The organism is Demequina iriomotensis, assembly GCF_000971395.1.
In the GTDB taxonomy this organism is placed as follows: domain Bacteria; phylum Actinomycetota; class Actinomycetes; order Actinomycetales; family Demequinaceae; genus Demequina; species Demequina iriomotensis.
In genome coordinates this window covers 42,595-56,619 of sequence record NZ_BBME01000019.1, presented here as the reverse complement: position 1 = coordinate 56,619, position 14,025 = coordinate 42,595, and the positions used below count along the sequence as shown (strand labels likewise).

Genomic DNA, 14,025 nt, shown 5'->3' with positions numbered 1-14,025 from the left:
GAGGGGCGATGGGACGATGCGCGGAACCGCGCATCGTCCCGCGCCTGGGTCCTTGGTCACGCAACCCGCGCATCGTCCCGCCCTAGCCTGCGAGAAGGTCCCCGAGACCGTGATCTCCCAGGGGTAAGACAAATGTTCCAACGGCGGAACCGTTTCTTTGCGCGCGTCGGGCTGCTCGGCGCGGGCGTGCTCGCGCTGTCCGGCTGCGGCGGCCACATCGACGGCGGCGAGGCGAGCCTCGAGCTGCCCGACCTGTCCGGCGTCGCCGTCGGCGGCGGCGTGTCGGGCACCGCGCTGCTCACGGGCGGGCTGCTGGTCACCGTGCTGGGGCTCGCCTTCGGCTTCACGGTGCTGAGCCGCGTCCGGCGCATGGAGGTGCACCGCTCGATGCGGGAGGTCTCGGAGCTCATCTACGAGACCTCGAAGGCGTACCTGGTCCAGCAGGGCAAGTTCCTCCTCGGCCTGTGGGCCGTGATCGCCGCGGTGATCGTCCTCTACTACGGCGTGCTGGTCGGGTTCTCGTGGGGTCGGGTCGCGGTGGTGATCGCGTTCAGCCTCATCGGCATGGCCGGGTCCTACTCGGTGGCGTGGTTCGGCATCCGCGTCAACACCTACGCGAACTCGCGCACGTCCTTCGCGGCGCTGCGCGGCCGCCCGCTCGCCGTCCACCGGATCCCGCTGCAGGCGGGCATGAGCATCGGCATGGTGCTCATCAGCCTCGAGCTCCTGATGATGCTGGTCATCCTGCTGTTCCTGCCCCGCGACATCGCGGGCGCGTGCTTCATCGGCTTCGCGATCGGCGAGTCGCTGGGCGCCGCCGCGCTGCGCATCGCGGGCGGCATCTTCACCAAGATCGCGGACATCGGCTCCGACCTCATGAAGATCGCCTTCAAGATCAAGGAGGACGACGCCCGCAACCCCGGCGTCATCGCCGACTGCACGGGTGACAACGCGGGCGACTCCGTGGGGCCCTCGGCGGACGGCTTCGAGACGTACGGCGTCACCGGCGTCGCGCTCGTGACGTTCCTGCTGCTCGCGGTCCACGACCCGGGCGTGCAGGCGACCCTGCTGGTGTGGATCTTCGCGGTACGCGCCGTCATGCTCATCGCGTCCGTGCTGTCCTACCTGGCGAACGATGCGTGGGCACGCCGGCGCTACGCGGACGCCGACCGCATGAACTTCGAACACCCCCTCACGTCGTTGGTCTGGCTCACCTCGGCGGTCTCGATCGCGGCGACCTACGCGAGCGCCGCGTGGCTCATCTCCGACCTGGGCGACGGCCTGTGGTGGAAGCTCGCGACCATCATCAGCTGCGGGACCCTGGCCGGCGCGCTCATCCCCGAGCTGGTCAAGGTGTTCACCTCGACCACCAGCCGCCACGTGCGCGAGGTGGTGAAGAGCTCGCGCGAGGGCGGCTCCTCGCTCAACATCCTGTCCGGCCTGGTGGCGGGCAACTTCTCCGGCTACTGGCTCGGCATCGTGATCGTCGCCCTCATGGGCGCGGCGTACCTGATCTCCGGGCTGGGCCTGGACCAGATCATGCTCGCCCCGGCGGTGTTCGCCTTCGGCCTGGTGGCCTTCGGCTTCCTGGGCATGGGGCCCGTGACCATCGCGGTCGACTCGTACGGGCCGGTGACGGACAACGCGCAGAGCGTCTACGAGCTGTCCGTCATCGAGGAGATCGAGGGCATCTCCGCCGAGCTCGAGGAGGACTTCGGCTTCGTCCCCCAATGGGACAGCGCGAAGCGGATGCTCGAGGAGAACGACGGCGCGGGCAACACCTTCAAGGCGACCGCGAAGCCCGTCCTCATCGGCACCGCGGTCGTGGGCGCGACCACCATGATCTTCTCGATCATCATCTCGCTCACGGACGGCCTGACCACGGGGATCGAGAACCTGTCGCTCATCCACCCGCCGTTCCTGCTGGGCCTCATCACGGGCGGTGCGACCATCTACTGGTTCACCGGGGCGTCGATCCAGGCCGTCACCACGGGCTCCTACCGCGCGGTCGAGTACATCAAGGAGACCATCAAGCTCGACGGCGAGACCAAGGCCTCGACCGAGGACTCCCGCAAGGTGGTCGAGATCTGCACGCAGTACGCGCAGCAGGGCATGCTCAACATCTTCCTCGCGGTGTTCTTCGCGACGCTCGCCTTCGCGTTCGTGGAGCCGTACTTCTTCATCGGCTACCTCATCTCGATCGCGCTCTTCGGCCTCTACCAGGCGATCTTCATGGCGAATGCGGGCGGGGCGTGGGACAACGCCAAGAAGATCGTCGAGGTCGACCTCCACGCCAAGGGCACCCCGCTGCACGACGCGACCATCGTGGGCGACACCGTCGGCGACCCGTACAAGGACACCTCGTCGGTCGCGCTCAACCCGGTGATCAAGTTCACCACGCTGTTCGGGCTGCTCGCGGTGGAGCTCGCGGTGGGCCTCGCCGAGCAGGGCAGCCACGCGCTCGTCTACTCGCTCGCGGCCGTGTTCTTCGTGGTCTCCGCCTTCTTCGTCCACCGGTCCTTCTACGGCATGCGGATCAAGGCCTCGCTCGAGGGCGACGAGCCCGAGCCCGTCGAGCGGGCGGACGATGCCCCGGTCGCCCCGCGCGCCGCGGCGAAGGTTACGGTCGGCTGATGGCCGCCCTCGCGATCCTCTGCGACGGCGTCACCGTCGCGGAGGGTCGCGTCGCGGGGCACGATGCGGGCGCCACCCTGGTGCGCCGCCTCCAGCGGCTGTTCCCCGGGGCGGCGCTGGTCGGGCCCCGCGCGCAGCGCGCGGACGGCTTCGACGTGGTGCCGCTCGAGCTGGTCGACCCGCGCGAGACGGTCGTGGTGAACATGGACGTGCTCGGCTCGCCCGCGGTGTGGCGCACGCTCGCCGCGGGCGGCGCGGAGCCGCGCCTCATGAACTTCGTGTGGTGGAACACGTCGCAGTTCACGCATCCCGTCCAGCGCGCCTCGCTCGCGCTGTCCTGCGCGCTGTTCCCCACGTTCGCGAACTCGCTGCGCACGGCCACCGAGGTGCGGGAGATCATCTCCTCGCTCACCGTGCCGCAGCTCGCCGAGCGGGCGCGCATCGACTGGGCGAACCTGGGCATCCGGCTCGAGCACGTGCAGCCGCGCGAGGAGCCGGCGGTGCCCGTGGTGCTCTACCCGGCGATCCGCCTGTCGGAGCGCAAGCAGCCCCAGCTGTTCCTCGACGTGGTCGAGCGCGTCCGCCGGCGCACCCCCATCCAGGTGGAGATGCGCCTGCAGGAGTCGCACCTCATCTCGGAGATGGCGATCCGGCTGTCGCGCAAGGACTGGGCGTGGGTGGGCCCGCTCACCGCGACCCGTGAGGACTACTACTACCGGCTCGCCCGCACCACGGCGTTCCTCGCGACCGCGCGGGACGAGTCATACGGCCTCGAGTACGTCGAGGCGATGGTCGCCGGCGCGATCGGGGTGCTGCCCGATCGGCCCTGGGCGCGCGCGATCCTTCCCGACGGCTACCCGTACCTCTACCGCGACGCCGCCGAGGCGGAGGAGCTGCTGGTGCGCGCCGTCACGCAGCCCGCAGCGTGCCGCGCCGAGCTGGACCGCATCGTCGGAGGCGACTTCGTCGGCTGGCTGCGCAGCCGCCACGACGACACGGAGTTCGAGGACCGCTTCGAGGCGGCGGTGCACCGGTGGTTCCGCGCGGGATGACCTGTCGCGATCAGACGCACTCGTAGTAGCGCATGCCGGCGAACGAGTCGATCCCCAGCACCCAGGCCCCATCGCCCCGCTGCCATGTGAAAAGCGAGCGCGTGTCGAGGAACTCCTGGAACGTCTCGTACGGGTAGACGTAGATCGGGTCGACGAGCTCGCCGTAGGAGCGGTCCCGCTCGAACTCGAAGATCCGGCGCGCGAGCTCGTTCGAGGAGTCCGCCGGCACGTAGACGTCCGTGCCCGCGGAGCTCTCGCCGGCGAGGGTCCACCGGGACGCGTCATGCGCGGCATCGAGCATCTCGTGGCCGCCCCAGCAGGGTTCGTTCGGGCGGGCCACGCCGTCGACGCCCCAGCCGTCCGGGTGCGCGAACGTGTCGACGCCATCGGTCCAGGTCACCGCGCCGGCGCCGTAGCCGGCCGTCGCGGGGCCCACCTGCACGCGGGTGCCCAGCGGGGTGTCGATCGCGTAATGCACCTCGACCGTGCCCTCGACCTCTCCCGGGGTCTCGAGCGCGACCAGCGTCGAACCGCCGAGCTCGGCGATCTCGGTGCGCGTCTGGTCCGTGCGGACGGACGTGGAGGCGGTGCCGTCCGGCAGGACCGCGTACGCGCCGGCGGCCAACGACGCCCAGCCGAGCGCGGTCCCCCCATGGGTGCTCGGATCCAGGGTGCCGGTCGCGATGGTCCACGCCGCCGCAGGCGTCACGCTCCGGGGGTAGGTGAGGCTGTCGTAGTGCGTCTCGCGGTCCTCGGCGGCACCCGCGATCTCGGTGTCGCCGACGCACATGTCGTCCGCGCGGGTGCTGGGGCACACGATCTGACGCGTGCCCGACCCGTCGACCTCGAGCAGCGCCACCACCTGGAAGCCCTCGGTCGTGTAGAACGAGTCATACGTGGTGACCGCCGCCACGATGGCCGCGTCGGCGCGTGCGCCCACCTCGAGGTAGATGCGGTGGTCGGTCGCCTCGACTCCCGCCGGGACGTCGACCTCGACAGGCTCGTGCCACGTCTCGCCCGTCGTGGGGTTCATGAGCCGCTCGAGCACCGCGACGTCGTCGCCGGTCACGAGCGGCACAGACGGGTCCGCCTCGGACTCAGCCGTTCCCGACGGCGAGGCGGAGGGCTCCGGGGCGGGCGAGGCGGGCGAGGTCGGAGACACCGACACCGAGGGGGAGGGCGACGGGGTCCAGGCCGGCGCGACCACCGGGTCCGCGGGAGCGAGCAGCAGCCAGGTCCCGGAGGCGATGACCGCGGCGGCGGCCAGCGAGCTCGAGCTCATGACCACCACGCGTCCGCGCCGATGCGTGCGCACCGCGCGGGTGGCGGCGGCCTCGTCGAACTCGGGGGCGTCGCGCAGGGACGCGGCCATCTCGTGGTGACGCTGGTGGAGGATGTCGCGGAGCTCGCTCATCGGGCGCCCCTCTCGGTCATGGGGGCGGTCTCGGTCTCGACGTCCCGCAGCTCGGTGCCCAGGTAGGCGTTCATGGTCCGCAGGCCGTCCGAGACGTAGCGCTTCACGGCGCCCTCCGACAGACCCAACGTGTGCGCGGTCTCGCGCACGGACAGGTCCTCGAGGTGCCTCAGCACCACGCAGGCCCGGACCCGCGGGGGGAGCTGCGCCAGCGCATCGTCCACCGCGTCGGCGGACGCGACGCGGTCGGTCGGATCGGGGAGCAGCTCCCCGGCGGCGTAGCGGCGCATGCGCTCGCGGTCGGCCTTGTCCTTGCGCAGCGAGTCGATGTAGCGGGTCGCGATGGCTCGGCGCACGTACTGCTCGGCCTGCGGGAGGCTGTCGAAGCGGCGGTTCCTCGAGAACACCGCGACCACGGCGTCCTGCACCAGGTCGTCCGCGAGGCTCGGTCCGGCCAGCATGGTCGCGAACGCGAGCAGCCGGCCCATGCGCTGGCTCGCGAGCTCGTGGAGCATCGGCTCCCACGTGACGGTCATCGTCGTGTCCCCCAGGTCATGCCCTCAGAACGAGGCCGTGGCGCGTTCGGTTGGGAGGAGTCTGGCAGACGCGAGCGGCGCCCCCGGGTGGGCGCGCGCCGCCGACTGGCGCATCGTCCCGTGTCCCAGGTACAGTTGTCCGGTTCCTCGGCGAGGGAGGCCCTCGGGCTCTCCGTGATCGACGCGGCAGATGCGTGTCGCCTGCCTTGCCTTGGCCCCATCTGACGTAAGAGGAGAACAGCATGTCCGACCAGATCACGCTCGCCGCCGAGAAGCGCACCGAGTTCGGCAAGGGCTTCGCCCGCCGCGCGCGCGCCGCCGGCAAGATCCCCGCCGTCATCTACGGCCACGGCAACGACCCGGTGCACATCTTCCTGCCCGGCCACGACACGATGATGGCGCTCAAGCACTCGAACGCCCTCCTCACCATCGAGCTCGACGGCAAGTCGGAGATGGTCATCGCCAAGGACGTCCAGGTCGAGCCCGTGCGCCGCATCATCGAGCACGTCGACCTGCTCATCGTCGCCAAGGGCGAGAAGGTCACCGTCGACGTCCCCGTGCACGTGACGGGCGAGTCCTTCGCCGGCACCATCCACGTGGTCGAGCACGCTTCGATCCAGGTCGCCGCCGAGGCCACCCACCTCCCCGAGTCGCTCGAGGTCTCCATCGAGGGCCTCACCGAGGGTGCGGTCGTGCACGCCAAGGACGTCGTCCTCCCGAAGGGCTCCGAGCTCGTGACCGACGGCGACGTCACCATCGTCACCATCTCGGTGCCGCGTGGCGCCGGCGCGGCCGACGAGGCCGAGGCCGAGCCGACCGAGGCCGCCGCGGAGTAATCTCACCGATGCTCGCCCGGCTCGCCCGACTGTGGGCGAGCCGGGCGTCGTCGTCTGCGGGACAGGGAGAAGAGGGAGCGCACGTGGAGAACCTGGTGATCGGCCTGGGCAACCCGGGTCCCGAGTACGCCGAGACGCGTCACAACATCGGCCAGATGGTGATCGACGAGCTCGCGAGCCGCGGCGCCTCGTCCCTGTCCGTGCAGAAGAAGACGCACACTCGCAACGCCACCGTGCGCCTCGCGGGCCGGCCCGTGGTGATCGGCGTGCCGATGTCCTACATGAACGTCTCCGGCGGTCCCACGTCCTCGCTCATGAAGTACTGCTCCGTGCAGCCGACCGACGTGATCGTGGTCCACGACGAGCTCGACATCCCGTTCGGCACCGTGAAGATCAAGCGCGGCGGCGGGTCCGCGGGCCACAACGGGCTCAAGGACGTCACCAAGGCGCTCGGCACGCCGGACTACATCCGCGTCCGCGTGGGCATCGGCCGCCCGCCGGGTCGCATGGAGGCCGCGACGTTCGTGCTCAAGCCGTTCTCCGCGGCCGAGCGCAAGGAGCTGCCGTTCCTCGTGGACGATGCGGCGGACGCCGTCGAGGCGATCCTCGGCGACGGCCTCGAGGCCGCGCAGATGAGGTTCCACACCAAGGGCTGAGCCCTCAGGCCGCCCCACGGGCGCCGCCCGCGATCAGCGCGGGAGCAGGACGTGGCGCCGCCCGGTCCGACATGGGGGCTGCCGTCGACCCGCATGTCGGAACGAGCGAGTCGCGACCCGATATCGGCGCCGGCCGCTGAGCCCTCAGTCGACGACGGTCGCCCCGAGATGCGCGGCGAGGTCGGGCCCCAGCGTCATCGCCTGCGCGGCCGAGAGCGTGAGCCCCCGCATCCCGCCGGGCTCGAGGATCCGTCCGAGCGCGGTGCGCGAGACGTCGCAGGCCTGGACGTCGCCGCGGGACGGGAGCAGCTCGGCGATGGACCCGCCGTCGACGGTGAGCTCGCGGATCTTCGCGCCGCCGAGGTCGAGCAGCCCGATCTGACAGTCGGAGATCTCGAGGCGGCGGACCTTGGCGTCGCGCAGCGACAGGACGTCGATGCGCGACGAGACGATGCGGTGCACGGACACGTCGGCGCCGTCGAGCAGGAGCGCGCCGATCCGGACCCCCTCGAGCCGGCCCGCGACCACCGTCGCGCCAGGCGCGGCGAACATCGCGACCGAGGAGCCGAGCACGGTGGTCCCCGTGATCCGGAGGTTCGGAAGGCGGCACTCGCGGGCCTGCGTGTCGCTCACCACGCACTCGAGGAGCTCGACGTCGGGCGCCTCGACATCGCCGAGCACGCCGCCGTCGAGGTGGCGCTGCTCGAGCACGGCGCCCGGCACGAGGTCCTCGGCGCGCATCGGCTCGAGCGCTGTGCTGTCCATGCCCTCACTCTAGGTGGGGCCCGGCGGGGTCGACCGGGCGCATCGTCCCGTGGGCGGGACCTTTCTCGACACCGCCGCCGCCCGCGTGGCTACTATCGAGGGGACGTGCCGCGCGTGCCGCCGAAACAATCCTCGGGGTGCGCGCGTTCGACCGAGTGCCTGGCATTCGACCGATCCCACGAGCTGGAGGGAGAACCGTGACGACCACGACCGGCCCCTGGCGCCTGCCGCAGGTGCCCGACGCGAGCTTCGCCGCCGCGCTGTTCGACCTGGACGGCGTGCTCACGCCGACCGCGGACGTGCACATGGACGCATGGCGGCGGATGTTCACCGACTACTTCGAGTCGCACGGGGTGACCCCCGCCTACACGGACGCCGACTACTTCGCGTACGTCGACGGCAAGCCGCGCTACGACGGCGTGCGCTCGTGCCTCGCGTCGCGCGGCGTCACTCTTCCGGAGGGGACGCCGGACGATGCGGCGGGCACCGAGACGGTCTGCGGGCTGGGCAACGAGAAGAACGACATGTTCGCGGCGATCCTGCGCGACGAGGGCGTGACGCCGTACCCCGGCTCGGTCGCGCTCATCGACCACCTCGAGTCCGTCGGGTGTGCGATGGCCGTGGTGTCGAGCTCGCGCAACGCTCCCGCGGTGCTCGCGGCGGCGGGGCTCGCGCACCGCTTCGAGGTGGTGGTCGACGGCCAGGTGGCCGCGGACACCGGCCTGCCCGGCAAGCCCGCCCCCGACACCTACCTCAGGGGTGCCGAGCTGCTCGGCGTGCCCAAGGAGGGCGCCGTGGTGATCGAGGACGCCATGTCCGGGGTCGCCGCCGGGCGCGCGGGGGCGTTCGGGCTCGTGGTCGGCGTCGACCGGGGAGCGGGCGCCGAGGACCTCAAGGAGGGCGGCGCGGACATCGTGGTGCAGGACCTCGAGGAGCTGGTGCAGCGATGAAGGCCGCGCAGCGCGCGCTCGACGACATGAGCGCGCCGGACTACGTCGACCGGCTGCGGTTCCCTGCCGACCCGTGGCGCCTGGTCGAGAGCGAGTTCGACGAGGACGACCTGGGCACCACGGAGACGCTGTTCTCGGTGGGCAACGGCTACCTGGGGCTCCGCGGCAACATCGAGGAGGGGCACGATGCGCACGCGCACGGCACCTTCATCAACGGCTTCCACGAGACGTGGCGCATCCGTCACGCCGAGGAGGCGTACGGCTTCGCGCGGACCGGTCAGACCATCGTCAACGTGCCGGACCCCAAGATCATCCGGCTGTACGTCGACGACGAGCCGCTGCTGCTGTCCGTCGCGGACCTGCCGGAGTACTCGCGCACGCTCGACATGCGCACCGGCGTGCTCACGCGGGACCTGCTGTGGCGCACGCCGGCCGGCAACCGCGTGCGCGTGCGCTCGCGCCGCATGGTGTCGTTCCGTCAGCGCCACCTCGCGATCATGCAGTTCGAGGTGACCCTGCTCGATCACGAGGCGCCGGTCGCGATCTCGTCGCAGCTGCTCAACCGCCAGGCCGGTGCCGACGAGTACCGCTCGAGCCCGGGCGCCACCGCCGGCTTCGACCCGCGCAAGTCGGAGGCGTTCGACGAGCGCGTGCTCGAGCCGCGCCTGCATCGTGCCCACGACGACCACCTGCTGCTGGGCTACCAGTGCGTGAACTCGGGCATGACCCTCGCCGTCGCGATGGAGCACACCTACGAGTTCGACGGCGACGTGGACCACGAGACGGAGATCCAGCCGGACTACGCGAAGGCGGTATACCGCTTCCGCGCCGCGCCCGGCCGGACGTTCACGCTCACCAAGGTGGTGACCTATCACACGTCCCGCGCGGTGCCGGCGCGCGAGCTCGGCGACCGGTGCCACCGGACGCTGTCGCGCGTGCGCGAGGAGGGCGTCGAGAAGCAGTTCGCGGACCAGGAGTCGTGGCTCGAGGACTTCTGGGCGCGGTCGGACGTCGAGGTGGTCGGGGACGACCGCATCCAGCAGGCGGTGCGGTGGAACCTGTTCCAGCTCGCGCAGGCGGCGGCGCGCGGCGACGGCCAGGGTGTCGCGGCGAAGGGCGTGACGGGCTCGGGCTACAGCGGCCACTACTTCTGGGACACCGAGATCTACGTGGTGCCCTTCTTCGTCTACACGTCGCCGGGCATCGCCCGGAACGCGCTGAGGTACCGGTATCGGATGCTGCCCAAGGCCATCGAGCGGGCGGGGGAGCTCGCGCAGCACGGCGCGCTCTTCCCGTGGCGGACCATCAACGGCGAGGAGGCCTCGGCCTACTACGCGGCGGGCACCGCGCAGTACCACATCGACGCGGACATCTCCTTCGCCATCGACAAGTACGTCAAGGCCACGGGCGACGACGAGTTCCTTGCGCGCGAGGGCATCGACATCCTGGTGCAGACCGCGCGCATGTGGGCGGACCTGGGCTTCTGGCGCAACATCAAGGGCGACGGCTCGAGCTTCCGCATCCACGGCGTCACGGGCCCGGACGAGTACACCACCGTGGTGAACGACAACCTCTACACGAACGTCATGGCGCGCTTCAACCTGCGTGCCGCCGCCGCGTCCGTGCGCAAGCTCGCCTCGATGTGGCCCGACCAGTACCGCCGCATGGTGGCGCGGCTCGGGCTCGAGGACGCCGAGGTCATCGAGTGGGAGTCCGCGGCCGAGGCCATGGCCATCCTGTGGGACGACGACCTGGGCATCCATCCTCAGGACGCGCTGTTCCACGAGCGCGAGCTGTGGGACCTCGAGAACACCCCGCCGGAGCAGCGGCCGCTGCTCCTGCACTTCCATCCGCTGGTCATCTACCGCTTCCAGGTCCTCAAGCAGGCCGACGTGGTGCTCGCACTGTTCCTCCAGGGCGACCAGTTCACGTTCGAGGAGAAGCAGGCCGACTTCGACTACTACGACCCGATCACCACGGGGGACTCGACGCTGTCGGGCGTGGTGCAGTCGATCATGGCGGCCGAGGTCGGCTATCACGAGCTCGCCCTGAGGTACTTCTGGGACGGGCTGTTCGTCGACATCGCGGACCTGCACTCGAACACCGCGGACGGCGTGCACGTGGCCTCGGCCGGCGGCGTGTGGTCGGCGCTGGTGCACGGCTTCGGCGGCATGCGCGACTACGGAGGCGTGCTGTCCTTCGACCCGCGCCTGCCCGAGCCGTGGCCCGAGCTGCGCTTCCGGCTCACGCAGAAGGGCACGCGGCTGCGCGTGTCGGTGCGCCCCGAGGAGATCGCCTTCACGGTCGAGGAGGGCCAGGGCCTCACCGTGATGGTGCGCGGCCAGCGCGTGAGCGTGCTGCGCGGCGAGGACGTGGTGGTGCCGCTGCCCGATCAGGGACCGCGCCTGCCGGGAGCCCCGGACGCCGCCGCCTTCCACGGCACGATGCGCGCGGACGGCTCGGTGGTGACGGCCTCGCTCCCGGCGGTGGTGGACCAGGACGTGGACCTGGACTGACCCGCGCCCCGCCAGATTCGCTCCGCACGGTCTGAACGGCGACACGCCGGCCCAGGCCGTGCATCGTGCCCGTTTCCTCGGTGTGTCGGATCTGAGACCGTGCGGAGCGGACTGTGACGCGGTCGCGGTCGGGTCAGCGGTGCGTGACGCGCGCGAGGAACTCGCGCGTCTCGGGGCGCTGCGGGTCGCCGAAGATCTGCTCCGGCGGGCCCACCTCGAGCGGGCGGCCGCTGTGCATGAAGACGATGCGGTCGGCCACCGAGCGCGCGAAGCTCATCTCGTGCGTCGCCATGAGCATGGTCGAGCCCTGCGCCTTGAGGTCGCGGACCAGGTCGAGCACCTCGCCCACGAGCATGGGGTCGAGGGCCGACGTGATCTCGTCGAGCAGCAGCAGCTCGGGATCGGTCATGATCGCGCGCACGATCGCGACGCGCTGCTGCTGACCGCCCGACAGCCGGTCGGGGAAGTCGCGCACCTTCTCGCCCAGGCCGAACTTTTCGAGCAGGCCGATGGCGCGATCACGGGCCACCTCGGGATCGGTGCCGTGCACCTTGCGGGCCGCGAGGGTGACGTTGTCGATCACGCGCATGTGCGGGAACAGATTGAAGTGCTGGAACACCACGCCGATGCGGGCCCGGACCTTGTCGACGTCCACCGCGGGGTCCGTGATGTCGTCGCCCGACAGCAGGATGCGGCCGTCGTCGACCCGCTCGATCAGGTTGATGGTCCGCATGAGGGTCGACTTGCCGGAGCCGGAGGCGCCGATGACCACGACCACCTCGTGCGAGTCGATCTCGAGGTCGACGCCCTTGAGGACGTGGTTGTCGCCGAAGAGCTTGTGGATACCGTGGAGCTCGAGGACGCTCATACGGTCCCTCCCATCTGCTCGCGCTTGGCCATCCGCGCGGACACCGCGTCCGTGAGGCGGATCATGGGGAACGACAGCGCCACGAACATGAGGCCCGCCACCACGTAGGGCGTGAAGTTGTAGGTCTGGGCCTGGACGATCTGCGCCGCGCGGACCGCGTCGACGGCGCCGAGGACCGAGATGAGGCCCACGTCCTTCTGCATCGACACGAAGTCGTTCATGAGCGCCGGCACCACCTTGCGGAGCGCCTGCGGGATCACCACGAGCCGCAGCGTCTTGGCGTGGGACAGGCCCAGCGACCGCGCCGCGATGCGCTGCGACGGATGCACGGCCTCCATGCCGGCGCGCAGCACCTCGGCCACGTACGCCGAGTAGCACAGCGAGATGCCGATGGTGCCGAGGAGAGCGACCGGGACGCGGTCCTCGGGGTTGAGGGCCGGGATGCCGAAGCCCACGAGGTACAGGACGATGAGCACCGGCAGCCCGCGAAACAGGTCCGTGTAGCCGGTGGCGAGGGCACGCAGCGGGAACCACACGGGCCCCCGCAGCGATCGCATCACCGCGAGCAGCGTCGCCACCACCGCGACCGCGATCGTCGCGAAGAACAGCACGCGGATGTTGAGCCACAGGCCCTCGAGGATCTTGGGGAAGGACTTCGCCGCGATCCCGGGGTCGAAGAACGTCTGCTGGACGTTCTCCCAGCCGGGGGAGGTCAGCACCGTCCAGCCGACGACGCCCGCGAAGACTGCCGTCGAGACGAGGGCGACCAGGACCGAACGGCGGGACGCGCGGCGACGCTGCAGCCTACGGTCGAGCTCGAGCTCGCTGGGCTGCCAGGCCTCCACGTCCGTGCCCGCCGTCCGGTCCGTCATCGTCGCTTAGCCGAGGACCGGCACGTCGACGGCCTCGGACAGCCACTCGGACTCGAGCGCGGTGAGGGTGCCGTTGTCGCGGAGCTCGTCGACCGCGGCGGTGACGGGCGCGGTCAGCGACGAGCCCTTGGGCAGCACGAGGCCGAAGTCGTCGCCGCCCTCGGAGCCCGCGAACTGGCCGACGATGGTGCCGTTGTCGACCTCGACGTAGGCCGAGTAGAAGGCGCCCGGGAGGTCGGTCACGAACGCGTCGATCTGGCCGGCGTTGAGCGCCGCGACCACGTCGGCGACGTTGTTGAACACCGCGAGGTCGTCGTCGCCGAGCTTCTCGACGGCGACGTCGTACGAGGTGGTCCCGACCGCGACGCCGACCTTCGCACCCGCGAGGTCGCCGACGCTGGTCGCGTCCGCGAAGGCGGAGCCGTCGACGGCGACGAGCGCCTGGGTGGTCGTGTAGTACGGGCTCGAGAAGTCGACGGCCTGCGCGCGCTCGGGCGTGATCGAGAACTGCTGGATGTTGAGGTCCCAGTCCTTCGCGCCCGGCGCGATCGCCTCGTCGAAGCCCGTGCGGACCCACACGACGTCGGACTCGGCGAAGCCGAGCTCCTCGGCGACCGCGTACGCGACGGCGGACTCGAAGCCCTCGCCGGTCTCGGGCGCGTCGCCGATGACCCACGGCTCGTAGGCGGGCTCGCCGGTCGCGATGGTGAGCTTGCCCTCGGTGACGGTCTCGAGCGGCGCCTCGGCGGCGGTCGAGGTCGCGTCGGTCGCGGCGGCGGTGGGCTCGGCCTCCGGGGAGGAGGAGCAGCCCGCCAGCATCATCGCCGAGACGGCGGTCGTCGCGAACAGGCCTGCGCGCACACGTGTGCTGATCATGATGCTCCTCGAAAGAGTGAAAGGGGGGAGTCTGGGGCCGTCGTCGGCCT

At 70.9% G+C, this 14,025-nt stretch carries 12 protein-coding genes; 6 read left to right on the top strand and 6 right to left on the bottom strand.

Annotated features, from left to right (window positions below; all coding sequences use genetic code 11):
* Window positions 1-132: 132 nt before the first annotated feature.
* Window positions 133-2,634, top strand: a complete 2,502-nt coding sequence (locus tag AOM09_RS13165; RefSeq protein ID WP_082099182.1) for a sodium-translocating pyrophosphatase — start codon at window positions 133-135, stop codon at window positions 2,632-2,634.
* Window positions 2,634-3,686 carry a glycosyltransferase family protein gene (locus tag AOM09_RS13160; protein WP_062389395.1) on the top strand — a complete coding sequence of 351 codons (1,053 nt, stop codon included), beginning with the start codon at window positions 2,634-2,636 and terminating at the stop codon, window positions 3,684-3,686. Before AOM09_RS13165 ends, AOM09_RS13160 begins: the two co-directional genes overlap by 1 nt.
* 10 nt (window positions 3,687-3,696) lie before the next feature.
* Here the strand turns inward: AOM09_RS13160 and AOM09_RS13155 are convergent, their stop codons facing one another.
* Together AOM09_RS13155 and AOM09_RS13150 are read right to left on the bottom strand one after the other, a co-directional pair.
* A complete protein-coding gene (locus tag AOM09_RS13155) occupies window positions 3,697-5,100 on the bottom strand; it encodes a hypothetical protein (protein WP_062389392.1) in 1,404 nt (467 codons plus the stop codon).
* Window positions 5,097-5,636, bottom strand: a complete 540-nt coding sequence (locus AOM09_RS13150; RefSeq protein WP_062389390.1) for a sigma-70 family RNA polymerase sigma factor — start codon at window positions 5,634-5,636, stop codon at window positions 5,097-5,099. The genes AOM09_RS13155 and AOM09_RS13150 overlap by 4 nt, the downstream gene beginning before the upstream one ends.
* A gap of 242 nt (window positions 5,637-5,878) precedes the next feature.
* On the opposite strand from AOM09_RS13150, the gene AOM09_RS13145 reads away from it, so the two are divergent.
* Both AOM09_RS13145 and pth read left to right on the top strand, forming a co-directional pair.
* On the top strand, window positions 5,879-6,472 hold the full coding sequence (locus AOM09_RS13145) for a 50S ribosomal protein L25/general stress protein Ctc (RefSeq protein WP_062389388.1): 594 nt from the start codon (window positions 5,879-5,881) through the stop codon (window positions 6,470-6,472).
* Window positions 6,473-6,555: 83 nt separating this feature from the next.
* Entirely contained in the window at window positions 6,556-7,128 is a 573-nt protein-coding gene (gene pth, locus AOM09_RS13140; protein ID WP_062389385.1) for an aminoacyl-tRNA hydrolase, read from the top strand.
* 144 nt (window positions 7,129-7,272) lie between these two features.
* Here pth and AOM09_RS13135 read toward each other — a convergent pair whose 3' ends face one another.
* Entirely contained in the window at window positions 7,273-7,893 is a 621-nt protein-coding gene (locus tag AOM09_RS13135) for a hypothetical protein (protein ID WP_062389382.1), read from the bottom strand.
* 197 nt (window positions 7,894-8,090) lie between these two features.
* On the opposite strand from AOM09_RS13135, the gene AOM09_RS13130 reads away from it, so the two are divergent.
* Both AOM09_RS13130 and AOM09_RS13125 read left to right on the top strand, forming a co-directional pair.
* A complete protein-coding gene (locus AOM09_RS13130; protein WP_228375146.1) occupies window positions 8,091-8,843 on the top strand; it encodes an HAD family hydrolase in 753 nt (250 codons plus the stop codon).
* A complete protein-coding gene (locus AOM09_RS13125) occupies window positions 8,840-11,359 on the top strand; it encodes a glycoside hydrolase family 65 protein (protein WP_062389380.1) in 2,520 nt (839 codons plus the stop codon). Before AOM09_RS13130 ends, AOM09_RS13125 begins: the two co-directional genes overlap by 4 nt.
* 133 nt (window positions 11,360-11,492) lie before the next feature.
* On the opposite strand, the gene AOM09_RS13120 is transcribed toward AOM09_RS13125, so the two are convergent.
* From AOM09_RS13120 to AOM09_RS13110, 3 genes are read right to left on the bottom strand one after another with little or no spacing between them, the layout of a single operon-like run.
* Window positions 11,493-12,227, bottom strand: coding sequence for an amino acid ABC transporter ATP-binding protein (locus AOM09_RS13120; RefSeq protein WP_062389377.1), 735 nt, complete (start codon window positions 12,225-12,227; stop codon window positions 11,493-11,495).
* A complete protein-coding gene (locus tag AOM09_RS13115) occupies window positions 12,224-13,099 on the bottom strand; it encodes an amino acid ABC transporter permease (RefSeq protein ID WP_062389375.1) in 876 nt (291 codons plus the stop codon). The genes AOM09_RS13120 and AOM09_RS13115 overlap by 4 nt, the downstream gene beginning before the upstream one ends.
* A 6-nt stretch (window positions 13,100-13,105) precedes the next feature.
* Window positions 13,106-13,975: an ABC transporter substrate-binding protein gene (locus AOM09_RS13110; protein WP_062389369.1), complete on the bottom strand. Its 870-nt coding sequence runs from the start codon at window positions 13,973-13,975 to the stop codon at window positions 13,106-13,108.
* Window positions 13,976-14,025: the final 50 nt, after the last annotated feature.